We start from the raw sequence: 24,213 nt of genomic DNA, 5'->3' as shown, positions 1-24,213 counted from the left end.
CCAATGGGATCGGGGCCTTGACCGCCCTGCCCGCCTCAGGCAAAGCGCGGGGCATGCAGTATGATACCGTGATCCTTGGTGCCGGGGCGGCCGGCATGATGTGCGCGGCCCATGCGGGCGGGCGGGTGCTGCTTGTCGATCACGCCAAGGCCCCCGGCGAAAAGATCCGCATTTCCGGCGGCGGTCGCTGCAATTTCACCAACATGCACTGCACCGCCGACGCCTTTATCTGCGCCAACCCGCATTTCCCCAAATCTGCGCTGGCGAAATACACCCAATGGGATTTCATCGAACTCGTCGATGCCCACGGCATCGCGTGGCACGAAAAGACCCTCGGGCAATTGTTCTGCGACACCTCGGCCAAGGAAATCGTCGCCATGCTGCGCGGCTTGATGGATAAGGCCCATGTCGATCTGCGCTTGCAAAGCAGCCTTGGTGACATCACCAAAACCGACGGCAGTTTCACGATGACCCTGACAACGCCGGATGCCAGCACCAAAATAACCGCCACCCATCTGGTCATCGCATCCGGCGGCAAATCCATCCCCAAGATGGGGGCAACAGGCCGCGCCTACGAGATCGCGGAAAGCTTCGGCATTCCCGTGACGCCCACCCGCGCAGGGCTTGTGCCGTTCACCTTCACCGATGCGCGGTTTGCCCCGATCTCGGGCACCGCCACGCCGGCCCGTGTGACCGCCGGAAACACATCATTTGACGAGGCATTGTTGTTCACGCACCGCGGTCTCTCTGGCCCCGCCATCCTTCAGGCCTCAAGCTATTGGCACGACGGAGAGACCATCACGCTCAACCTGCTGCCGAAAAACGATCTGTTCGCCAAACTGCGCGACCAGCGCCAAACCTATGGCCGTCGAAACTTCACAACGGAACTCGCCAAACACCTGCCCTCGCGGCTGGTCGATCACCTCGCCACGCAATTCGATCTGACAGGTAACCTTGCCGATTGGTCCGATGTCCGCCTGCAAAATCTCTGCGACAACCTGTCAAATTGGCAGATGACACCATCAGGCACCGAAGGTTACCGCACCGCCGAAGTCACCCTTGGCGGGATCGACACAGATGCGCTGTCCTCCAAAACCATGGAAACCAAAACCACGCCCGGTCTCTATTTCATTGGCGAAGCCGTGGACGTCACCGGATGGCTTGGCGGGTATAACTTCCAATGGGCATGGTCATCAGGCATGGCCGCCGCCCGCCACATCGCAGGGCACCCTTAATTTCCAAATGGACTAAAATCCCCGGGGAGCAGCCAAAGGCTGCGGGGGCAGCGCCCCCACGCCCTCACAAAAACTTCTGCACCTGAGCAACAAAATCATCCCCGCGCCGCTCGAAACTATCATATTGATCAAAACTCGCCGCCGCAGGGGCCAGCAGAACAACATCGCCCGCCTCGGCCTCGGTCACAGCGCGCGCCACGGCCACATCCATCGTGCCACACACCTCGGCCTCTACCCCCAGCTTCATGGCAAACTGCGCAGCCTCGCGCCCGATCACATAGGCCTTTCGCACAGTCGGCAGGGGGTTGGTCAGATCGCCCAAGCCCCCCTCTTTCTCAAGCCCGCCACAAATCCAGCGGATGTTCTGGAATGCCGCCACCGCTTTGACTGCACTATCCACATTGGTGGCCTTACTGTCATTCACGAACCGGATACCGCGGGCCTCCCCCACTGTCTGGCTGCGATGCGGCAACCCGCCAAAGCTGTGAAATGCCGCCTCGATCACTTTGGGCGCAAAGCCCAATGTCCGACACGCGGCATAGGCGGCGCAGGCGTTTTGATGGTTATGCGCCCCCGGCAGCCCTTCAACCTGGCGCAGATCGATCGATGCCACCTGTTTGCCATTACGCATTTCAGCCAGGAACCCTTTGCGCGCAAAAACATTCCAGCCAAGGCCAGCCAACGTACGATCCACCGACACGCGAATGACCCGGTCATCCGCGGCTCCTTCGCTTAGCTGCCCGGCCAGAAAACGCCCCTCGGCCTCGTCCACGCCGATGATCGCACGGTCCGGCCCACCCTCGGCGAACAACCGGCGCTTGGCTGCGAAATACCCGCCCATGCCGGCGTGACGGTCCAGGTGATCGGGGCTCAAATTGGTAAAGACCGCCACATCCGGCGTCAGATTACGCGCCAGATCGGTTTGATAGCTCGACAGTTCCAACACCACCACCTCGCCGTCAATCGCAGGATCGATGTCCAGAACCCCGCGCCCGATATTACCGGCCAGTTGCGTGGGCCTGCCCGCATGCTGCAAAATGTGATGGATCAGCGCCGAGGTGGTGGATTTCCCGTTTGACCCAGTCACCGCAATCACCTTGGGCATCTGATCGAAATTGTCCCAGCCCTGTGTGGCAAAGCTTTGAAAGAACAGACCGATGTCATTATCCACCGCTACGCCCGCGTCTTGGGCGGCGACAATCACGGGGTTGGGCGCAGGATAGAGATGCGGAATACCCGGGCTCACGATCAAACGCGCTACATCAGCAAAGGCCCCCGCCTTTAGCAGATCCAGACACTCGAACCCCTCGGCCTGCGCCTTTTCGCGCGCCGCCGGATTGTCATCCCAACACACAGGCACTGCCCCGCCCGCGACCAAAGCCCGCGCCGCCGAAAGCCCCGAACGTCCCAAGCCCAAAATAGCGACCCGTGCGCCTGCCAAACCCTGAACTGGTATCATGCCCGATCTCCTGCTAGCGATGCCCCTGAATCCGCCTTAGGAGCCTGATATGTCCCCTCTGCCAGATATTCTGTCCCAGCTCAACGACGACATGCGCCGCGACGATGACTGGGGCGCTGTGGCCAGCTATATCCCTGAACTCGCCCATATCGACCCCGCGCAATTCGCTATCGCGGTGACCACGGCAGATGGCGACGTATTTACCGCAGGCGATGCGGACACGCCGTTCTCGGTACAATCGATTACCAAGGTCTATACCCTGGCCATCGCCTTGGGACGTTCAGGCGATCAGCTGTGGCGTCGCGTAGGGCGCGAACCATCGGGCAAGGCATTCAACTCGATTGTGCAGCTCGAACAGGAAAACGGGCGCCCCCGCAATCCGTTTATCAACGCAGGCGCGATCGTCACCACCGATGAAATTCTCACCGGCCGCCTCCCCCGCGAGGCGCTGGCCGAAATCCTCCAATTCATCCGTGCAGCAGCAGGCGACGACGATATCCACATCAACGAAAAGGTCGCCGCCTCCGAAAAATCCCACGGCCACCGCAATTTCGCATTGGCGCATTTTCTGGCCTCCTGCGGCAATCTGAACAACACGCCGAACAAAACCCTCGGCACCTATTTCCACCACTGCGCGATCGAGATGTCCGCACGCCAGCTCGCCATGTCCGGGCGGTTCCTCATCGAAACCACGAAACTCCCCCGGATGATCCTGCCCCAACGGATCCGGCGGCTGAATGCGCTGATGCTGACCTGCGGACATTATGACGGCTCAGGCGATTTTGCCTATCGCGTGGGCTTGCCCGCCAAATCAGGTGTTGGCGGCGGCATCCTCGCAATTGTGCCCGGCGTCGCCAGCGTCGCGGTCTGGTCGCCGGGTCTCAACCGTTATGGCAATTCAAAAAAAGGCACCGAAGCCATGGCCATCCTCGCCCGCGACATGGGCTGGTCCATTTTTTAACGACGTTTCATTTTGCCAAGTAAGCTCCGGGGGAATCGGCCAAAGGCCGATGGGGGCTGGCCCCCTCTTGCCCCCAGACAGCGACAGGCTTTCGCCTAGCGTACTTTCAACGTCGCCAAACCGATCATCGCCAGGATCAACGAGATGATCCAGAACCGGATCACGATCTGCGGCTCGGCCCAGCCCTTTTTCTCATAGTGATGGTGGATCGGGGCCATCAGGAACACCCGCTTGCCGGTGCGTTTGAAATACAGCACCTGAATGATCACCGACATCGCCTCGACCACGAACAGACCGCCCACAATGCCCAGAACCAGCTCGTGTTTGGTGGCAACCGCAATCGCGCCCAATGCGCCGCCCAAAGCCAGCGAACCGGTGTCGCCCATAAACACAGCCGCAGGCGGCGCGTTATACCACAAGAACCCAAGGCCACCGCCAAAGAGGCCCGCAGTAAAAATCAGAATTTCGCCCGTGCCCGGCACATAATGCACATCCAGATATTCGGTAAAATCGACCCGGCCCACGGCATAGGCAATCACGCCCAAAGCCCCCGCCGCGATCATCACTGGCATAATCGCCAACCCGTCCAGACCATCGGTCAGGTTCACCGCATTGGCAGACCCCACGATGACGATCATTGAAAACGGAATAAACAGATAGCCAAGGTTGATCAGCGTGTCCTTGAACACCGGCAGGGCAAGCTGGTTTTGCAGCTCGGCAGGATGGTATTGCGCCGCCCAAAATGCGGCGATCCCGGCAATGATAAAACCCAGCAATAGACGCACCTTACCGGAGACACCTGCCACGGTCTGCTTGCTGACCTTGGCATAATCATCGGCAAACCCAATCGCGGCAAAGCTTATTGTGACGAAAAGGATCATCCAGACGAACGGATTGTCCAGCCGCGCCCACAGCAAGGTCGAGGTCAGCAGCGCCCCCACAATCAGCAGCCCGCCCATTGTCGGTGTGCCCGCCTTCACGAAATGCCCCTCGGGGCCGTCATCGCGGATCGGCTGGCCTTTGCCCTGACGTCTGCGCAAAACCGCGATCAGCGGCTTGCCAAACAAGAAACCGAAAATCAGCGCTGTCATAAACGCGCCACCCGCCCGAAACGTGATGTAGCGGAAAAGGTTGAAGAAATCGCCGCCGTCCGACAGCAGGGTCAACCAATAGAGCATTTTGCGCGTCCTAACTCAAAATTTTGCGGGCCTTAGCCCTGTTCTTTGTTTGGCACCGGATGGCCCATTTTACGGATCGCGTCAACGATAAGGCCTAATTTCATGGACAATGATCCCTTGGCCAGCACCACATCGCCACTGTCCAGATGGCTTGCCAATCCGGGCAGCAATTCCGCCGCGGTCGCGGCCCATTCGCCCCGCTGATGTGCCGGAATAAGATCATATAGCGACCGCATCAACGGACCGACGCAGTGGATCACGTCCAGCGTTTTGGTCGCATCCAGATGGGCCAGCCCCGCGTGCAGCGCGATCTCGTCGGGGCCCAGTTCTTTCATATCGCCCAGATACGCGATTCGCCGGCCTTTGCTGACGCGGCCAATGTCATGGGTCACTTCTGACGCGGCCAAAACCTCGAGCGCGGCAGCCATCGAAGTGGGGTTGGCGTTATAACTGTCGTCGATCAGGTTCAGCGTCATATGTGTCTCGACGGGGTCCAGATGGATCACCTCGCGGACACCCCGGCCTTTATAAGGCATCCAGCGGCCAAGCGATGCCGCCGCCAGCGCCAGATCGGCCCCCATCGCCTGTGCCACGGCAAGCGCGCCAAGCGCGTTCATCGCGAAATGCCGCCCCGGCGTGCCGATCTTGAACAGCAGCGGCGTACCATCGGCGTCCGCTTGGACAACGGTCACATCGCCTTGGACCTGTACGTCTTTCAGTTTGAAATGATAGCCGTGTTCACCGAATTCCACCTCGCGCAGACGGCAATCAACCGCTTTGGCCATCAAGATCGCCGCATGTTCGATATCGGCGTTGATCACAGCCACCCCGCCCGGCGCTAACCCGTCGAAAATCGCAGCCTTTTCAACGGCAATGCCCGCGACATTGTCAAATGCCTCTAGATGCACGGCTGCAACCGTTGTCACCATCGCCACATCCGGTTTCGTCAGGATCGCCAGCGGTGAAATCTCTCCCGGGTGGTTCATGCCGATCTCGATCACCGCAAATTCGGTATCCACGGGCATCCGCGCCAATGTCAGCGGCACGCCCCAGTGGTTGTTGTAGCTGTCCACGGATGCATGTGCGCGCCCCTGATCGGCGAATATCGCCAGCAGCATTTCCTTGGTCGATGTTTTGCCGACGCTGCCCGTCACCGCGACCACCTTGGCCTGCGTGCGCGCACGGGCCGCAGCCCCTAGCGCCTCAAGCCCCTGCAGCACATCGTCAACGATCAACAACGGCGCATCGGCGGCCACACCGTCTGGCACATGGCTGACCAAAGCCGCCCCTGCGCCTTTTTCCAACGCCATCGCCACGAAATCATGCCCGTCGCGCACATCCTTTAGGGCCACAAATAGATCGCCGTTTTGGATGGTACGGGTGTCAATCGATACGCCGTCACAGGCCCAATCACCGATTGCGCGGCCTCCGGTGGCTTTGGCCGCCTCTGCTGCTGTCCACAAGGTCATGTTAGTCTCCCGTCCAGTGCCGCGACCGCAACGCTGGCCTGCTCCACATCATCAAAGGGCAAGACATCATCGCCGATGATCTGCCCGGTTTCATGGCCCTTGCCCGCAATCAGCAGCGCATCGCCGGGGCCGATGGCATCAATGCCGCGCAAAATCGCCTCGGCGCGGTCGCTGACTTCGGTCGCGTCTGGTGCGCCGCCCATCACCGCCGCACGGATCACTGCGGGGTCTTCCGAGCGTGGGTTATCATCGGTCACGAAAACCAGATCCGCATGTTCTGCCGCCGCCTGCCCCATCAAGGGGCGTTTGGTCGTATCGCGGTCACCGCCTGCGCCCACGATGGCCACCAGACGGCCCATCACATGCGGGCGCATCGCCTGAAGCGCGGTGGCAATGGCATCGGGCGTATGGGCGTAATCCACAAACACCGCGCCGCCATTATCGCGGGTCGCGGCCAGCTGCATCCGGCCCCGCACGGTGGTTAGATGCGGGATCGTATCGAACACATCGGCAGGCTCTGCCCCGCAAGCGATGACCAGACCCGCCGCAAGCAAGATATTATCCGCCTGAAACCCGCCAATCAGGTTCAGCCGTTTCTGATAGGTCTTGCCGCGCCAATCGAACCGCAGGTCCTGCCCGGTGGCGTCAAAGCGCTGGCCCGTCAGGTGCAGATCGCCACCATCCCGACCGACGCTGATGACAGCGCAGCCCCGCGCACGCGCAATGGCAGCCATATCGACGCCTTTGGGATCGTCAATGTTGATCACCGCCGTCCCGTCTTCTGGCAACACGCGCGAGAACAATCCCGCTTTGGCATCGAAATACGCCTCGAATGTCTCGTGATAATCTAGATGGTCCTGCGTGAAATTCGTAAATCCCGCCGCTTTCAGCGTCACCCCGTCAAGGCGGCGCTGGTCCAGCCCGTGCGATGACGCCTCCATCGCGGCATGGGTGATGCCGTTTGCCGCCGCTTCGGCCAAGGCGCGGTGCAGGGTGATCGGTTCGGGCGTGGTATGGGCCAGCGGTGCTGTCCATGCGCCCTCGACGCCCGTGGTGCCAAGGTTGACGGCGGACAGGCCCATTTCGATCCAGATTTGGCGGACAAAGGTGCTGACCGATGTTTTGCCATTCGTGCCCGTCACCGCGATCATAGTGGCAGGTTGCGCACCGAACCACAGGGCGGCTGAGCGTGACAGCGCCTCGCGCGGGGCGTCGGTGACGACAACGGCAACGCCCGCGTCGGCCAGCGCATCGGCTGCAATCGCAGCACCTTTGGCATCGGTCAGTACCGCAGCCGCACCCATCCGCAACGCATATTGAATAAACTCGGCCCCGTGGACTTTGCTGCCGGGCATGGCGGCAAACAAAAAGCCGCTTTTCACCTGACGGCTGTCAACGGCGATGCCGGTAATGTCGGGGTTGGCCTCCCCCTTTGCGGTCAGACCAAGTGAGGAAAGGGGGACGGCCTGTGTGCCCATGGGGGACGCTCTTTATCAGTTGCTGCTGGACAGCGTTATATCAGCGACACTGCCCGGTTCAACAGTTGGTCGAAGCCCCAGCAAGGGCGCGATCCGGCGGATCATCTCGGCGGCGACGGGCACAGCTGTCCAACCCGCCGTGCGGCGTGGTTTTTCACCTGATGTTTCAACAGGTTCGTCCAAGGTCACGATCAGCACATATTTGGGATCATGCGCGGGGAACATGCTGGCGAATGTGTTGATCACTTTGTCTTCTAGGTATCCACCACGAGGTCCGGGTTTATCCGCTGTGCCGGTCTTGCCGCCCACCTGATAGCCGGGCACCTCGCCAAAGCTGGCGGTGCCTTCGGTCACGACAGCGCGCAGCATCATCCGCGCGTCCGCAGCGGCACGTTCAGACATCACCCGGTCGCCCAGTTTGGGGCCGGATTGTTTCAGCAAGGTCGGCACGATTTTGCGACCGCCATTGGCAATTGTCGCGTAGCCGGCCGCCAGATGCATCGGGCTGGACGACAGCCCGTGCCCATATGAAATCGTGACCGAGCTTAGCTCCTCCCAGCGTTTGGGGAGCAGGGGTTTGCCGCCGGATGCTTCGACGATCTCGAACGGGGTGGGTTCAAAGAAACCAAGGCTTTTCAGGAATGCCTGCTGCCGTTCCGCCCCGATCTGCAAGGCCAGACGCCCCGACCCGCGGTTCGAACTGTTCACGATAATACCCGTAACCGTCTGTTCGCCGTAGTTTATATTGTGGAACTCGCCGATCCGGAAGCCGCCGACCTTCATCGGGCCAGCGGTATCAATAACGGTGTCGGCAGTGACCAAACCCAGATCAATCGCCTGTGCGGCTGCAAAGATCTTGAACACCGATCCCAGCTCGTACACCCCTTGGACCGAGCGGTTGAACAGCGGGCTGTCCGACGCATCGCCGCTGATGGCCGCATGGGGGCGATCATTCGGATCAAACGACGGCAAGGACACGGCGCTGATCACCTCGCCGGTGCGCACATCCATCAAGACCGATGTCGCACCCTTGGCGTTCATCAGCTTCATACCGCCATACAAGATACGTTCAGATGCGGCTTGCACCGTCATATCCAGCGACAATTCCAGCGGCTTGTTGCCGTTCGCAGGGTCCCGCAGATAATCGTCAAAGTATTTTTCCGCGCCCGCAACGCCAATCACCTCGGCACCGTGCACGCCCTCTTTGCCAAAGCTGGCACCGCCCATGATATGCGCAGCCAAGGCACCATTGGGGTAAAGACGCATGTCACGCGGGGCAAACAGCAGGCCGGGTTCACCGATTTCATGCACGGCTTGCATTTGTTCAGGGCTGATTTTCTTTTTGATCCACAGGAACTTACGTTTCCCGGTAAAGTCACGCACCAGACGTTCCTGATCCAGATCGGGGAACACCTTCATCAGCTTTTTCGCCGCACGTTCAGGATCGATCATGTGATGCGGCTGCGCGTACAGGGCGTGGGTCTCAAAATTCGTGGCCAGCAGGTTGCCGTTGCGGTCAACGATATCGGCGCGGGTGGCCGAGATCACGGAACCGGGGGCCGCCGCGCGCGGCTCTGTCGGGTCGGTGGTCGCCATGACGCCCATGCGCGCGCCCACCACGGCAAAGGCACAGAAAAAGAACACGCCCAAGACCAGCAACCGTCCTTCGGCACGCTGGCGGGCACTGTCGCGCATCTGTTCGTGACGGATACGTGTATTTTCACGTTCGATCGCGTCGGGGTTTTCGCCCTTTTGACGCGCCTCAAGAATTCGGGCCAATGGACGCAGCGGGGTGCGGATCATTCTGTGGCCTCCATCGTGGACACATCCACACCTTGGGTAATTTCAAACAGCGGCAGATCGGGAAGCGGCGGATAACCGACCTGATCAATGGCACCAAACTGATCGGGGTGCAGCGGCAACAGGCCCAACCGGTCAAAGTTCAGCTCGGACAGATCGCGCAAACGCTCTGGCCGGTTCAGATAGGCCCATTCAGCCCGCAATACCGCCAGCCTGCTATGGGTCTGACGGATTTCCTGGCGCAGATCATCCGTATCGCTAAGCGCTTGTTGAGTGGCATAGTTTTCGCGGTAGGCCCAAAAGGCCAAGCCAATGACCGACAAAGTGGTAAGAACGTAAAGCACGGCTCTCATGGTTGGATTCCTTTGACGATGGGCATGCCGAGCGATTTCGCGTCGACGGGACCGGCAGGCGCGTCGGTCCGAATGGCAACGCGCAACTTGGCCGACCGGCTGCGCGGGTTTTCCTCAAGCTCTTGCGCGTCTGGCCCGATGGCCTTGCGTTTGAGGATCTTGAATTGCGGCGGCACGGGTGCGGCCTCGGGGGCAAATCGGTTGGCATTACCGCCCGCCCCTGCACGCGCGGTCAAAAAGCGTTTGACCATCCGGTCCTCGACCGAATGAAAGGTCACCACGGCCAGTTGCCCGCCGGGTTTCAGCGCGCGTTCGGCAGCCATAAGCCCTTCGAACAATTCACCATATTCGTTGTTCACCGCGATGCGCAGCGCCTGAAAGCTGCGGGTGGCGGGGTGCGACTGACCGGGTTTGGATCGGGGCAAGCATCCTTCAACCAGCCCAGCCAATTGCAAGGTTGTGGTGATTGGCGCGTCTTCACGAGCGCGGACAATCGCCTTGGCAATGCGGCGGCTGGCGCGCTCTTCACCGTATTGGAACAGAATATTCGCGATGGTTTCTTCTTCGGCCTCGTTGACGATATCGGCGGCTGACGGGCCTTGCTGGCTCATCCGCATGTCTAGCGGGCCGTCGCGCATGAACGAAAAGCCGCGTTCGGCCAGATCAAGCTGCATCGACGACACGCCCAGATCCAGCACAACCCCGTCAAGGTCTTGGGCATAGGTGTCCATCTTTGAGAACACACCCTGCTGCATGACGATCTTGTCGCCATATGCCGCCGCCCAGCTTTGCGCCATTTCAAACGCCAGCGGGTCGCGATCAACAGCAATCACCTGATCCGCACCTGCCTCAATCAAGCCACGGGTGTAGCCGCCCGCGCCGAATGTGCCATCCAGCCAGCGCCCCGTGACGGGGGCAACTGCTGCCAAAAGGGGGCGTAGCAGAACCGGCGTGTGGGGGGCTGAGGGGGTATCAGAGGCAGCGGTCATATCGCTTAAGCCCCCGGCTTACCGTCCAGGAAGGCCATGGGATCGAAGTCTTCTGGCAACTCGTCCAGCCATTCTTCTTCGCGGGCTTTTTCCTCGGTCTCGTATGTTTCGGGTTTCCAAATCTGGAACGTGTCACCGGCAGCGATAAAGAACGCCTCGCCTTCCAGATCGATTTTGCTGCGCAGTTTGGCAGGCAAGACCAGACGGCCGGTTTCATCAACAGCTGTCGGGAAAGACTGGCCGTGGAACAGACGTTGCAACATCTTGCGTTCCATTGATCCACGCGGCAGCGCGTCGATTTTATCATCGACCTCGTCAATCGCCTGCATGGTATAACACTCAAGATAGCTGCGGCGGCTGTCGCCATAAACGATTACCAGCTCGGGCGTGCCGCCGTTTTGCCAATTCGGATCACCGGCTTCCAACACACGACGAAAAGAGGCCGGGATAGACACCCGCCCCTTCGTATCGACCTTGTGTTGGCTTTCGCCTCTGAACCTGCGGCTCACGTGTCTGTCCCTGCCTATGACGCGCTTTGCGTCTAAAATTCATACCCCCGGCGGTAGATGTAAAAACGGCGGGTTGATCTGCTGCCACTGATCAACCCGCCGCCCGTCCCGCTGTGCGGGGAAGTCCGACTGCGCGCGCCACCTGGGGGGATGTCTGCTCGCTCGCGCGCCGGATTCTTGGTCTGATGAAAGCGAGGTGCCTGTATGAACCTGCTAGAGTTTTATTTGGTCTTTGGGGTCGTTTGGTGCCCCTTGTCTCGTTCTCATCTGATGTACTAGGGATGCCATGGGAATTCATGGGCGTCTACACTTTTCTTTGGGAAATAACACTGGATTTGGTTTTACACAGGGCTGTAAAACAACATGTAGAGTATCTTTTCCGCCCCGATATCACCCCATGATGAGTTAAAAGCGAAATTGAGCACAACATATAGTAGCATTCATCGCGAGCCAAAATTTCCCACGAAATCCCGGAAAAAAGATGCCCTCAGACTTATCCACAAGGCATGTTCCCTCCTTGTTCTAGAAATCAATGGTAACATGCAACAGGATTCAAGGGCAGTTCCGCCAATTCCCACGTGAAACGGCGGCTTATGGCCGAATCACCTGACCGCCAGCAGATCCGGCATCCTGAAAAATCCCATGAAATCCCGCACGGGACATCATCGGACCGTATTATTGGGGGAAATGGGACCGCCAAGACCGGCTGCGCAGATCAACGGCAACCCGCACCGCTAAGACTTGGCGGTACGCTTTCTATAGGTGGCTCAGAGCGGCAAAGACGGGTCTTAAGCCATCCCGCCCTTTATCAACCCATCAGCGATGCGGGCATAGGCCTGCGCCATGGGGCCATCGCCCGCTGCGATCGGGGTGCCCGCGTCGCCCGCAAGCCGGGTTTCCAGATCAATGGGCAAACTGCCCAGCAATGGCACGCCGATTTTCTTTGCCTCGTCCGCAACACCACCATGGCCAAAAATCTCATGCTCGGATCCGCAATCGGGACACACGAACATCGACATATTCTCGATCAGGCCAAGAACGGGCGTCTTTAGGGTGTTGAACATGTCGATCGCCTTGCGCGCATCGATCAGCGCCACGTCTTGCGGCGTCGACACAACGATGGCCCCCGACAATTCGGACTTGGTACATAAGGTCAGCTGCACATCGCCAGTGCCGGGCGGCAGATCAACCAGCAATACGTCAAGCTCGCCCCATTCGACCTGCCCCAACATCTGCTGCAACGCACCCATCAGCATCGGGCCACGCCAGACAACGGCTTTGCCCTCTTCCATCATAAAGCCGATAGACATCAAGGTGACGCCATGGGCGTGCAAGGGAATGATCGTTTTGCCATCCGGCGACGCGGGGCGCTTGTTCACACCCATCATGCGCGGCTGGCTGGGCCCGTAAATATCTGCATCCAGCAACCCGACCTTGCGCCCTGCCCGCGCCAAGGCGACGGCGATGTTGGAACTGACGGTCGATTTCCCGACACCGCCCTTACCTGACCCGATGGCCAGAATACGCTTTACACCTGACGGTTTGGTTGGCCCCTCTTGAGGTTTGGGATGGCCGCCAATCTTAAGGCTGGGTGCCGGTGCCTTGGGGGCCGGGCCGTGGGCCGTCAGGGCAACAGTAACTGTCCTCACACCCTCCATCGCCTTGACCACCTGCTCTGCCGCGTCCCGCAACGGTGCCATTTGTGCTGCGACCTGCGCATTCGGGGCCTCGATCACAAAACGAACGACATCGCCCTCAACCGTCAAAGCGCGCACCAAATCATGGGCAAGGATGGATTTCCCATCCGGCAAGGTGACTCGCTGCAGTTCTGCTTCAACTTGGGCTTTGGTGATCGACATCGGTTATTCCTTCTTATCAACAGCTTTGACATGGCAGTTTCTACGTAAACCACAAGAGGGCGTCACAATACTGCGCATATCGCCAGCAATTCCGCCAATTTTTGCCTAAAAATTCGCCATTTCCGCAATGTTTGTGCTGCATAGCAGCATTGCAAAATTTTTTATTGTGCAGATGCAGCAATTAGGTCAGAAAGGTTTCAGGAAAGCGCTAGTCGCTAACCAATAGAAAGACCAGACGCATCCATCCTCCTCCCGGATGTTTCTGTTTAGGCGACGGCACCTTCCTCCTCCCTGGTGTCGTCGCCATTTTTTTATTTTTTATCACAAATTCTCAAGACGTTACGTCAACTTCTCGTATGCATTTGCTGCATAGCAGCATTGTCGATCTGTCCATTGTGCAACTGCAGCATCTTCCTACATAAGGGTCACAACAGAACGAAACGCAGACGAAACAAACGAGGTGCTGAAATGGCATATGTCAACGTAACAACCGCTCCTTCCTTGGCAGATCGCTTTAACGCTGTGCTGTCGATGATCGCGACACGCCGCAAGCAAGGCCGCGTATACCGCGCAACCTTCAACGAACTGAGCTCCTTGTCGAACCGCGAATTGGCAGACCTCGGCATGTCCCGCTCACAAATCCGCAGCATCGCACTGGAAACAGGCCGCAACGCTGCCTAAATGAATTGAGATCGGACACACGCACCCTCCCGGTTGTGTGTCTGTAGAAGGCCCACGGTTTCCTCCTCCTCCCTGAGACCAAAGGCCTTCATAAACGTCTCCTTCCTCCTTTCCTCCCGATTGGATTGGAGACGTCGAAAAAGACGGCGGTGCTTTCCTCCCAAAGCACCGCCGTTCTTGTATCTGGAGGATGCATATTCCCAGCGTTTGACTTAAAGGTCGTCATTTTTGTGCCGGCCTATGGTCTGCTGTGCGGACTTTGCAGCCGTTTGCCTCCGCAGCGAGTGCTCACGCAGCATTCCCTTGCAGTTGCAGCAGATTTTATGCTGCGATGCAGCCCAAGTCGCGGAAGCGGCCATTCAATGATACCGACGTCAGTAGATTTTAGACCGACCCTTCGCCGCATCTTGCACGAATTAACAGAGGGCGGACAAACCGCTCTTTCGCTGCAACTGCGCTAATGGCTGCTATCGATTGTTCACACGTTGTGCCGCACCGTAGAAATCCAATTGATAAATGCCGTTGTGGCCGGTCGTTTGGAATTACGATCTGTCGATAACGCATAGTAGCCCGCGCCCGATGATGCTGGTGGTCCGCAAGCGATTAGTTCACCCGTTTTGAGGTCTCCCTCAACTAGAACGGACGGCAGTAAGCCAACACCATTCCCAACCCGAACAGCTTCCCGCACCATGAAGTAGTGTTCAAAAACAAGCGCTGGTCTGGACAGGTTTATCTCGACGCCTGTTTCATCAATGTAGGCTTGCCATGCGCCGGTTCTTGTTGAATGCCCTAGGCGAGCCTGAGTATCAAATCTTGGCGATCTGACGGCGATCATCGCCTCGTCAAATAGTTTGGTTGCAACTAGGGATCGCCACCCGCCTCGTCCGCGCGTTACAACGACATCCAGCGACGACGGGTCCCAAGTGACCGGGTCTTTGTGATCATCTCGAAAATCCGCATCTATTGTCTCAATTCGAACCTGAAGGTCGGGATGATCAGCACAAAAGGCGGACAAGCGCGGTATCAGCCAACAGCTCGCTAGAGATGGCAGCACACCCACTGTTAAGGTGCCGCTTAGACTTGCGTCCGATTGATGCTGGGCATTTTCGAGCAATTCAAGCGATGCGCGCGCCGCATCAGCCAAACGCGCCCCGTCTTCCGTCAACGTGATGGACCGCCCGCGCCGGGCAAACAGGACAACACCAAGATCGCGCTCTAGCCCTTGAATTCGGCGCGACAGCGCGCTTTGGGTCAGGCCGAACTCTCGGGCAGCTTTTGTAAAACTGTTATGGCGCACCGCAGCTTCCAGAACAGGGAGCGCCCCGAAGATCGCGAGTTTGCGGCTGTCATTTTGCATGCGTTTTGCTCATGTATTCTTGCACTATGCTTTCTATTTGATGCGTGAAAAGAAAGGTAAAGACAATACCGCCAAGCCTAAAGGATAAACATATGCACCCGTTTCATCTTGCCTTCCCCGTCACAGATCTTGTTGCGACACGACAGTTTTACATCGAAAAGCTCGGCTGCGCCGCCGGACGAGAGAGTGCTGGTGAATGGCTGGATTTCGATTTGTTCGGGCACCAGATGTCAGCCCATCTGCAGACGTCAGAGACGCCAACCGGCATGGGGGCAGTCGATGGGGATGCCGTGCCGATCCCGCATTTTGGGGTCGTTTTGGATATGGAGGCATTCGATGCACTTTCTGCCAAGCTGGAGGCAGATGCTTCAATCAATTGGATCATGCACCCAAAGCGCCGGATGATCGGAGAACCGGGTGAGCAAGCGACCCTGTTTGTGCGCGACCCATCGGGAAACGGAATTGAATTTAAAGGCTTCGCAGACCGCGCAGCCTTATTTGCGCACTAAGGAGAGTATCATGCAGGTATTGCACACACCGGAATTAAAAGACGCCCGAGACGAAGATCGTTTGACCGTTGGGGTGGCCCAGATTGCGCCAGTCTGGCTCGACAGAGCAGCAACATTGGCAAAGGTCGAAGCGGCAATAGAACAAGCCGCTGCAAAGGCCTGTAAGTTGGTCACTTTTGGTGAAGCGCTTGTGCCCGGGTATCCGTTCTGGATTGAACGCACAGATGGTGCACGCTTCAATGATCCGCGCCAAAAACACCACTACGCACGCTACGTCGATCAAGGCGTGGTCATTGAACGTGGCGATCTGAGCGGCGTAGCCCAGCTTGCCAAGGACCACAAAATCGCTGTCTATCTTGGTGTGATGGAACGCGCACCAGATCGTGGCGGGCATAGTCTATACTGTACGCTGGTTTACATTGACGACGCTGGCACCATCCAGTCAGTCCACCGCAAGCTACATCCGACATACGAAGAACGCCTCGCTTGGGCGCAAGGAGATGGGCATGGTTTGCGCGTTCATGATCTTGGCCCGTTTCGCGTAGGGGGGTTGAACTGCTATGAAAACTGGTTGCCGTTGGCGCGGTCTGCGCTTTATGCGCAAGGTGAAAGCCTGCACGTGTCGGTCTGGCCAGGCGGGTTGCACAACACCCAAGACCTTCCGGCGTTCATTGCCAAAGAGAGCCGCAGCTATGTTATCGCCTGTTCGGGTTTGATGCGCGCACAGGACTTTCCCGAAGATACACCCGACCTTGATGTCATATTGTCCGATGGTGCGGAGATCGTATCAAACGGCGGCTCAACGATTGTGGCCCCTGACGGGACGTTCATGATTGACCCTGTGCTGAACGAGGAAGCGTTGATTATTGCGGAGATTGACGCAGGAGTCGTCCGAGGAGAGCGCCAGAATCTGGATCAGGCAGGTCATTACGCGCGTCCTGATGTGTTGCGCCTAAAGGTAAACAGAAAACGCCAAGGGCAGGCTAAATTCCAAGACTAATACTTGGAAAAACTGAGCCAAGCTGCCGTTCAGACACCCTGCAGCATCGGTGACTCCGGGCTCAACGCTGCCGTAGAAAGTATCAAACGATCATGACCGCTTCGAAATGACGAACGGCTCCAACCGTTCGTCAGAATTCTCAGATATCAATCCTTTCTGCAATGCTCAGCGCGTCTTCGAGCTCGACCCCCAGATATCTGACGGTGCTATCAACTTTTGTGTGGCTAAGCAAAAGCTGAACAGCACGCAGGTTGCCCGTCTTGCGATAAATTTCCGCCACCTTTGTTCGGCGCATAGAATGGGTGCTGTAGCCACTAGGTTCCCAACCAACCGAGACAACCCAATCCCGAACCAAGCGACCATACTGGCGTGTTGATATGTGGGGCCGATCATGAAATCGGCTCGGAAACAAGAACTGGCACCCGGTCATTTCCGGAGACTTGATCCAGTTGGCCACAGTTTCTCGCGTGTTTTCGGCCAGTTCAAACTGAACAGGCTTGTTCGTTTTACTTTGAACGACGGACACTCTTTCACGAATTCTGTCATCCCTGAGTAGGTCAATGACCTTCAGTGACACCAAATCGCAACCGCGTAACTTGCTATCTATTGCGACGTTGAACAATGCGAGATCGCAGAGATTACCCGCTAGTTCGGGGCGAGCGCGGATATGGCCCAGACCTGTTTTGGTAGAAGCGGGCGCTTTTGCCCGACGAGGCGACCCTTATTCCAGGCTCGTCGTTTTGGGGTTACAGCGGGAAGTTGAACTCTTGGCATGATTTGCCCTCCACCCAACCCTCCTGCCCAAACATCAACACAGCGCTGACGACGTAGTATAGCCTAAAAACTAATGTCGGCTTCGCCGCTGGCGCTTCATCAAGTGTTTCTGCGAAAGCAAAAGGCGGCTGTGAGCCCAACATAACTCATATTGCGCGATGCAGCGAATGGCTGCTTCATGCGAAGGTCTCAGCGCCCAGCCGCGGGCGCTTCACGGTATTGGAGGTGAGGGCAAAGAGGTGAACAGAAACCTTTCAGTCCATAGCATGCCGCATAATGGTGCTGACCTTTTCCACTACAAGGCCTGCGTTGGATGCGCCGCTGCTTGCCTGTTCACTGACCCAGCCCGCCTGTACGTCAGGATAACGGGTCGCCGCGGAGAAGGCTTCTATCTCCGCTTCGTCCAGCCTTCGCACTGTGGCACCAAGTTTTTCCAAATCCTTCAACTGAGCATCGTAACTCCGATCCATCTCAGCACCTAAGGCCGCATATGCGGTTTCCGCAGCCCGCTGAATGGCGTCCTTGTCCTCTTGTGACAGTCCGTTCCAGGTATCGAGGTTCATCACCACAGGATAGAGGTGGCCCAGCCAAAGCTCCTCGGATACCAGCACATGGGGTGCCTGTTCGTAGACCTTAAGATTGTATCCACTGTCGACGTTGACCATCAGGCCGTCGAGGGTGCGGGCAGCGAACGCATCGTAGACTTCCTGCCCCCACGGTATTCGCACCGACTCTGCGCCAATGTTGCCAAGGAAATCGAGATGCCAGAAGCTGGCGGAGCGCCAAGTGGTTCCACCGATCTCCTCGAGTGAGGCCAGCGGCTCCACGCTGTAAAAAGCTACCGGGTACCCTGTGCCCAGAAAGATCGGTACAACGTTGTTGTCCGCTAACTCTTCGGAGAATTCCAGAACCTCGGCATAAACCTCGCGGAAGAAAGAAACCTGCGCTTCACCCGACGGACCTACTGGAAAGCTCTTGAATATTTGATGCAGAGGGAGTGCGTCGGCGGTGTATTCCGGGACGGCGGTGGCGATGTCGGTTACCGCTCCCTCACTGACCGCGCCTAAGGCATCGTAGGGGGCAGCAAGCTCGCCATCCCAATGGTCGTCAATTTTCAGTCGGCCATTCGATTCCTGCTCAATCGCCGGGAAAAGCACCTCCTTGAGAAACGTCGTGCGCATCTGATCCAACGGCTGATGGTCGGAATATCTGAGAATGGTTTCGGCCGATGCTGCGGTGGACATCACCGAGGTTGCCAATAGCGCCCACAAGGCTTTTTGGGTCAGGTGTATCGTTCGCATAGGAATCTCCGTTCTGATGTTAGGCGATGATTTCCCGTCCTGATTGGCAGCGCGAAATTGGGCCGTTGTGAAGCTATTGGGTGCAGTATATGAATGATTATTCGGCTTTGGAATTCGCAAATGAAAACAACACATCCTGAGACGCTCAGGCCAAGAAAAACACCGACCCAAGCCAGATCAGCGGCAACGGTCGGTGCAATATTTGAAGCGACCATTCAGGTTTTGCTGACCGATGGCGGGCACCGGCTGACAACCACCCGGGTGGCTGAGAGGGCTGGAGTCTCGGTCGGGACAATGTACCAGTATTTCCCCCACAAGCAGGCGCTGATGTATGCGGTGGTCCATCAACATCTAACGATGTTTGTCGACGAGTTTGAGGCTGCGTGTTTCCGGCATTGGAACGAACCGATCGCCAACATAACGCAGGGCATGGTCACGGCCTTCCTCGACATCAAGATACGCCACCCTGATGTGACACGAGCGCTGTACAAAATTGCCGACGAATTGGATACTGATGAGCTGAGGTTTGGAACCGCCAAGAGCCTTCAGACGGCCTGCGTATCATTACTCGGCAGCGCGCCGGATGTTACCTTTGAGAACTTGCCGGACATAGCGTTCACGCTGCTTACGGCCATGAACGGAACCACAAGAGCGGTTTTCGAATTTGGTGCCGAGCCCGAGATGGTAAAGATGCTACATATCCAATTGTTGGCATTGTGCCGGGGTTACCTTGATATATCTGCAGTGCAGCGCTCGAACGTCTCTCACTGAACCCCGCTGGTCCTGCGATGATAATGAAAGGTTTGGTTCGCACACTCCTCTGAATATGTTCTATCAAACTATCGATTGATTGTTGAACAGTTCGCCGAACCGGACATTGGCGCACTTGCAGTGAACGTCTACTTTGTCCCGCAGTCTGTGAATTCGACCCCTGATCCCTGCTGCACTCTGCACGAATGGCTAGTTTTCCCGCCGCGCGGCAGCACCGAATTTTACGCTGACGCAGCATTTTCCACGCTGCGAGCGCATGCAGCGAGAAAACCAAATCCACACAATGGGCTCAAAGCAGACCTTAACCATCCACAAGAAAACATGCGAACGCGGTAACAGGTCAGAAAACCAGCGCCAGCATCACCCCTACCCCTGTTCAGCCTGTTTCCTGGGCAACCCCGGCCAACAACGATCCCAAAAATGACACCCGCCGAAATATCTGTTGGTTTTGCCATTCAGCCGTGGTTAAACCTGCCTATTACCTTGGCAATAAAGGCATTGCGCGCTGCTGCTTGGGTGAGCGGAGCCGTTCTGCTCACACTCCGGCCTCTGTTGGCCCCGCGCGTGCAACCGGCTCCAATCAAATGAACAGGCGGCGCGCCGCCAGAGTTGAAGGGTAAGACCATGCGACATAATGATAATCTTGAACAATGGGACCGCGAGAATTTCTTTCACGCCTCGACCCATCTGGCTGAATTCGCACGGGGCAACATCCCGCAACGCGTGATCAAAACCGCGTCTGGCGTTCATATCGAAGACCGCGACGGTAACCGAATGCTGGACGCATTCGCCGGTTTGTATTGCGTGAACGTCGGCTATGGCCGCCCCGAGATCGCCGAAGCCATCGCCGATCAGGCGAAAGAGCTGGCCTATTACCATTCTTATGTCGGCCACGGCACCGAGGCGTCGATTACCCTAGCCAAGATGGTGATGGACCGCGCGCCCGATCACATGTCCAAGGTCTATTTCGGCATGTCCGGGTCCGATGCGAACGAGACCAACATCAAATTGATCTGGTATTACAACAACATACTGGGTCGCCCGAAGAAGAAAAAGATCATCTCGCGGTGGCGTGGCTATCACGGTTCGGGCCTGATGACCGGATCGCTGACAGGTCTGGATCTGTTCCACAAGAAGTTCGATCTGCCCCTCGCGCAGGTCATCCACACCGAGGCACCGTTCTATTTCCAGCGCAAGAATCAGGACCAAAGCGAAAGCGAATTCGTCGCCCATTGCGTGTCCGAGCTTGAGGCGATGATTCACGCCGAAGGGGCCGACACCATCGCTGCCTTTATCGGTGAACCCGTGCTGGGCACTGGCGGCATCGTGCCCCCGCCCGCAGGCTATTGGCCCGCCATCCAAGAAGTGCTGGACCGTCACGATATTCTGCTGGTCGCAGATGAAGTCGTCACCGGCTTTGGCCGTTTGGGCACCATGTTTGGGTCCGATCACTATGGCATGCGCCCCGATCTGATCACCATCGCCAAGGGTTTGACATCGGCCTATGCGCCGCTGTCCGGGTCGATTGTGTCTGACAAAATGTGGGCGGTGCTGGAAAAAGGCACAGATGAGAACGGCCCCATCGGCCATGGCTGGACCTATTCGGCACATCCCATCGGGGCTGCTGCAGGGGTGGCCAACCTCGAACTGATCGACAAATTGGGTTTGGTCGAAAACGCAGGCACCGTGGGCACATATCTGAACACCCAGATGCGCGCGGCCCTTGCCGATCATCCCCATGTGGGCGACGTGCGCGGCGAAGGCATGCTGTGTGCGGTCGAATTTGTGGCCGATAAAGACAGCCGCACTTTCTATGATGCAGGCGATAAAATCGGGCCGCAGATCGCAGGCAAACTGCTAGAGCAAAGCAATGTGATCGCCCGCGCCATGCCCCAAGGCGACATTTTGGGCTTCGCCCCGCCGTTCTGCTTGACCAAAGACGAGGCAGATCAGGTTGTGGCCGCGACCCATCAGGCCGTGACATCCGTTCTGGGCTAAACCGCTACTGACATAATCATAGGGCGCTGCATCTGCCGCGCCCTATGAACCAAGCCCTCGCCTTAAAACGGTACGTCGTCCGATCCCGTCAAAAACCGCGACACGACCTTTTTAGTACCCGCTTTTTCGAACTCGACCTCCAGCTTGTCGCCTTCGATCCCGATCACATTGCCATAGCCGAACTTCTGGTGGAACACGCGTTCGCCCATGGTGAAACTGCTGACCGCCGCCATATCAATGGTGACATTGCGGGTTTCCTTGGGTTGGCTCATCCCGCGATCATTGCTGCGCGATTGCAGACGCCGCCACCCGGGTGAATTGTAAACATTCGCCTCGGCGGCCTTTTCGTGCAGATCAGATTTCGGCATCGCAGCCCCGAAACCCCCGCCATAGAGGCCGGGCGGGGTTAGAACGTCCACATGTTCCTCGGGCAATTCGTCGATAAACCGCGACGGCATAGCGCTTTGCCATTGCCCGAACACCCGCCGGTTTGCGGCGAATGAAATGGTGCAGATTTCCTCGGCTCGGGTGATGCCGACATAGGCCAAACGGCGCTCTTCCTCGAGGCCCTTGATGCCGCTTTCATCCATGGACCGTTGCGACGGAAACAGCCCATCCTCCCATCCGGGCAGGAACACGGCAGGGAATTCCAACCCCTTCGCGGCGTGCAGCGTCATGATCGACACTTTCTCGCCCTCACCGTCCTGTTCATTGTCCATAATCAGGCTGACATGCTCAAGGAAACCTTGTAGATTCTCGAACTGTTCCAAGGCCTTGACCAGTTCCTTGAGGTTCTCAAGCCGCCCCGGTGCCTCTGGCGTTTTGTCGTTCTGCCAGAACCCCGTATAGCCGGATTCGTCCAAGATAACCTGTGCCAGCTCGACATGGCTCATCTCGGGCGGGCCATATTCATAGCGGGCGGTCGGCGCGCCATCGTCGATCACGCTGTTATCGTCAATCTCGGTTCGAATGCGTGGCCCGCGCGCCATCTCGCCCCAGCGTTCGATGCCGTCAATCAACAGCCGCAATTGCGCGGCACCCTTGCCGCCAATCCCGCCATTGGCCAGCAAAATTCGCGCGCCCTCGACAAGGTTCACGCCATTTTCACGGGCGGTTTTCTGGATATTCTGCTGCGCTTTGTCGCCCAGCCCGCGCTTAGGCGTGTTCACAATCCGCTCGAACGCGAGGTCATCATCAGGCGATGTCACGACGCGGAAATATGCCATCGCGTCCCGGATCTCGAGCCGCTCGTAGAATCGCGGGCCGCCAATCACACGGTAGGGCAGACCAATAGTCAAAAACCGGTCCTCGAACGCGCGCATCTGGTGCGAGGCACGCACAAGAATTGCCATCTCGTCCAGCGAATACTGCCGCAAATCACGGGTACCGCGCTGCATGGATTCGATCTCGTCCCCGATCCAGCGGGCTTCTTCCTCGCCGTCCCAATGGCCGATCAGACGGACCTTTTCACCGTCGCGCGCTTCGGTCCATAGCGTCTTTCCCAGCCGGCCCTCGTTGCCCGCAATCACGCCCGACGCAGCGGCCAGAATATGCGGGGTAGACCGATAGTTCTGTTCCAGCCGCACCACATGGGCCCCGGGGAAATCCGTCTCGAACCGCAGGATATTGCCCACTTCGGCACCGCGCCAGCCATAGATCGACTGGTCATCATCGCCCACGCAACAGATGTTTTTATGCCCCGACGCCAGCAACCGCAGCCACAGATATTGGGCCACGTTGGTATCTTGGTATTCGTCCACAAGAATGAATTTGAACCAGCGCTGGTACTGCTTCAACAGGTCCTCGTGGTTCTGGAAAATCGTCACCATATGCAACAGCAGATCGCCGAAATCGCAGGCGTTCAGCTCTTTCAGGCGGGCTTGGTACTGCGCATACAGCTCGGTGCCGCGGTGGTTGTACAACCCCGCGTCCGCGCTTGGCACCTTGTCAGGTGTCAGCGCGCGGTTCTTCCAGCCATCAATAATCCCCGCCAAAAGCCGCGCGGGCCAGCGTTTGTCGTCGATCTCTTCGGCCCGAATTAACTGTTTAAGCAGCCGCAGCTGGTCGTCCGTGTCCAGAATGGTAAAGTTCGACTTCAACCCCACCAGTTCCGCGTGACGGCGCAACAGCTTGACGCAGATCGCATGGAACGTACCCAGCCACGGCATGCCTTCGATGCTTTGGCCCAACATGCCGCCGACGCGGTTTTTCATCTCGCGCGCGGCCTTGTTGGTGAATGTCACCGCCAGAATTTCGTTCGGGCGGGCACGGCCCGTGTTCATCAAATGCACGATCCGCGCGGTCAACGCCTTGGTCTTGCCGGTACCCGCCCCCGCCAGCATCAATACCGGCCCGTCCATCTGTTCAACGGCAGCCCGCTGCGCAGGGTTCAGCCCGTCCAGATAAGGTTGCGGGCGCGCGGCCATGGCACGCGCTGATAAAGATGCGCCCTCAAAGGCGTCCATTTCGTCGAAATCATTCATGGGCGATAACCTAGCGCGGCAAACGCCCAAATGAAAGACACGTTCGCAA

General features: G+C 57.9%; 19 protein-coding genes and 1 pseudogene. 7 read left to right on the top strand and 13 right to left on the bottom strand.

The annotated features are described in order from the left end of the window. Window positions 1-53: 53 nt before the first annotated feature. Entirely contained in the window at window positions 54-1,235 is a 1,182-nt protein-coding gene (locus KZZ06_RS00590) for an NAD(P)/FAD-dependent oxidoreductase (RefSeq protein WP_219578094.1), read from the top strand. Window positions 1,236-1,299: 64 nt separating this feature from the next. On the opposite strand, the gene murD is transcribed toward KZZ06_RS00590, so the two are convergent. Continuing rightward, window positions 1,300-2,694 (bottom strand): UDP-N-acetylmuramoyl-L-alanine--D-glutamate ligase, encoded by a 1,395-nt coding sequence (gene murD, locus KZZ06_RS00585; RefSeq protein WP_219578093.1) that lies wholly within the window; start codon window positions 2,692-2,694, stop codon window positions 1,300-1,302. A gap of 49 nt (window positions 2,695-2,743) precedes the next feature. Here murD and KZZ06_RS00580 point away from each other — a divergent pair, with 49 nt between their 5' ends. Then, window positions 2,744-3,655 (top strand): glutaminase, encoded by a 912-nt coding sequence (locus tag KZZ06_RS00580; RefSeq protein WP_219578092.1) that lies wholly within the window; start codon window positions 2,744-2,746, stop codon window positions 3,653-3,655. 95 nt (window positions 3,656-3,750) lie between these two features. Here the strand turns inward: KZZ06_RS00580 and mraY are convergent, their stop codons facing one another. The 8 genes from mraY to KZZ06_RS00540 form a co-directional block, all read right to left on the bottom strand. Then, the gene (gene mraY / locus KZZ06_RS00575) at window positions 3,751-4,833 is read right to left on the bottom strand and encodes a phospho-N-acetylmuramoyl-pentapeptide-transferase (protein WP_219578091.1); all 1,083 of its coding nucleotides are present in this window, start codon (window positions 4,831-4,833) and stop codon (window positions 3,751-3,753) included. Window positions 4,834-4,865: 32 nt separating this feature from the next. Beyond that, a complete protein-coding gene (gene murF, locus KZZ06_RS00570) occupies window positions 4,866-6,302 on the bottom strand; it encodes a UDP-N-acetylmuramoyl-tripeptide--D-alanyl-D-alanine ligase (RefSeq protein ID WP_219578090.1) in 1,437 nt (478 codons plus the stop codon). Beyond that, window positions 6,299-7,780 carry a UDP-N-acetylmuramoyl-L-alanyl-D-glutamate--2,6-diaminopimelate ligase gene (locus KZZ06_RS00565; protein ID WP_219578089.1) on the bottom strand — a complete coding sequence of 494 codons (1,482 nt, stop codon included), beginning with the start codon at window positions 7,778-7,780 and terminating at the stop codon, window positions 6,299-6,301. Before KZZ06_RS00565 ends, murF begins: the two co-directional genes overlap by 4 nt. A 15-nt stretch (window positions 7,781-7,795) precedes the next feature. Continuing rightward, window positions 7,796-9,583: a penicillin-binding protein 2 gene (locus KZZ06_RS00560; RefSeq protein WP_219578088.1), complete on the bottom strand. Its 1,788-nt coding sequence runs from the start codon at window positions 9,581-9,583 to the stop codon at window positions 7,796-7,798. Continuing rightward, window positions 9,580-9,933 (bottom strand): cell division protein FtsL, encoded by a 354-nt coding sequence (locus KZZ06_RS00555; RefSeq protein WP_219578087.1) that lies wholly within the window; start codon window positions 9,931-9,933, stop codon window positions 9,580-9,582. The genes KZZ06_RS00560 and KZZ06_RS00555 overlap by 4 nt, the downstream gene beginning before the upstream one ends. Continuing rightward, window positions 9,930-10,922 carry a 16S rRNA (cytosine(1402)-N(4))-methyltransferase RsmH gene (gene rsmH, locus KZZ06_RS00550; RefSeq protein WP_219578086.1) on the bottom strand — a complete coding sequence of 331 codons (993 nt, stop codon included), beginning with the start codon at window positions 10,920-10,922 and terminating at the stop codon, window positions 9,930-9,932. Before rsmH ends, KZZ06_RS00555 begins: the two co-directional genes overlap by 4 nt. Before the next feature lie 5 nt (window positions 10,923-10,927). Continuing rightward, on the bottom strand, window positions 10,928-11,431 hold the full coding sequence (gene mraZ, locus KZZ06_RS00545) for a division/cell wall cluster transcriptional repressor MraZ (protein WP_219578085.1): 504 nt from the start codon (window positions 11,429-11,431) through the stop codon (window positions 10,928-10,930). A 788-nt stretch (window positions 11,432-12,219) separates the two neighbouring features. Next, the gene (locus KZZ06_RS00540) at window positions 12,220-13,290 is read right to left on the bottom strand and encodes an Mrp/NBP35 family ATP-binding protein (protein ID WP_219578084.1); all 1,071 of its coding nucleotides are present in this window, start codon (window positions 13,288-13,290) and stop codon (window positions 12,220-12,222) included. A 468-nt stretch (window positions 13,291-13,758) separates the two neighbouring features. Between KZZ06_RS00540 and KZZ06_RS00535 the strand changes: the two genes are divergently transcribed. Continuing rightward, window positions 13,759-13,971, top strand: coding sequence for a DUF1127 domain-containing protein (locus KZZ06_RS00535; protein WP_219578083.1), 213 nt, complete (start codon window positions 13,759-13,761; stop codon window positions 13,969-13,971). Between the two features lie 478 nt (window positions 13,972-14,449). Here the strand turns inward: KZZ06_RS00535 and KZZ06_RS00530 are convergent, their stop codons facing one another. Continuing rightward, the gene (locus tag KZZ06_RS00530) at window positions 14,450-15,328 is read right to left on the bottom strand and encodes a LysR substrate-binding domain-containing protein (protein ID WP_219578082.1); all 879 of its coding nucleotides are present in this window, start codon (window positions 15,326-15,328) and stop codon (window positions 14,450-14,452) included. A gap of 92 nt (window positions 15,329-15,420) precedes the next feature. Between KZZ06_RS00530 and KZZ06_RS00525 the strand changes: the two genes are divergently transcribed. Continuing rightward, complete coding sequence (locus KZZ06_RS00525; RefSeq protein ID WP_219578081.1) at window positions 15,421-15,837, top strand: VOC family protein; 417 nt, start codon at window positions 15,421-15,423, stop codon at window positions 15,835-15,837. Window positions 15,838-15,847: 10 nt separating this feature from the next. Beyond that, entirely contained in the window at window positions 15,848-16,837 is a 990-nt protein-coding gene (locus tag KZZ06_RS00520; RefSeq protein ID WP_219578080.1) for a carbon-nitrogen hydrolase family protein, read from the top strand. A 139-nt stretch (window positions 16,838-16,976) separates the two neighbouring features. Here KZZ06_RS00520 and KZZ06_RS00515 read toward each other — a convergent pair. Both KZZ06_RS00515 and dctP read right to left on the bottom strand, forming a co-directional pair. After that, window positions 16,977-17,611, bottom strand: a pseudogene (locus KZZ06_RS00515) (tyrosine-type recombinase/integrase). Window positions 17,612-17,865: 254 nt separating this feature from the next. Further along, window positions 17,866-18,912, bottom strand: coding sequence for a TRAP transporter substrate-binding protein DctP (dctP, locus tag KZZ06_RS00510; RefSeq protein WP_219578079.1), 1,047 nt, complete (start codon window positions 18,910-18,912; stop codon window positions 17,866-17,868). Window positions 18,913-19,032: 120 nt separating this feature from the next. Here dctP and KZZ06_RS00505 point away from each other — a divergent pair, with 120 nt between their 5' ends. Next, on the top strand, window positions 19,033-19,683 hold the full coding sequence (locus KZZ06_RS00505; RefSeq protein ID WP_219578078.1) for a TetR/AcrR family transcriptional regulator: 651 nt from the start codon (window positions 19,033-19,035) through the stop codon (window positions 19,681-19,683). Window positions 19,684-20,307: 624 nt separating this feature from the next. After that, window positions 20,308-21,681, top strand: coding sequence for an aspartate aminotransferase family protein (locus KZZ06_RS00500; RefSeq protein WP_219578077.1), 1,374 nt, complete (start codon window positions 20,308-20,310; stop codon window positions 21,679-21,681). 62 nt (window positions 21,682-21,743) lie between these two features. Here KZZ06_RS00500 and KZZ06_RS00495 read toward each other — a convergent pair whose 3' ends face one another. Then, the gene (locus KZZ06_RS00495) at window positions 21,744-24,164 is read right to left on the bottom strand and encodes an ATP-dependent helicase (protein WP_219578076.1); all 2,421 of its coding nucleotides are present in this window, start codon (window positions 24,162-24,164) and stop codon (window positions 21,744-21,746) included. Between the last annotated feature and the right edge of the window lie 49 nt (window positions 24,165-24,213).

The organism is Sulfitobacter sp. CW3 (assembly GCF_019392245.1).
Taxonomy (GTDB): Bacteria; Pseudomonadota; Alphaproteobacteria; order Rhodobacterales; family Rhodobacteraceae; genus Sulfitobacter.
This window is presented reverse-complemented; position numbering and strand designations above follow the sequence as displayed.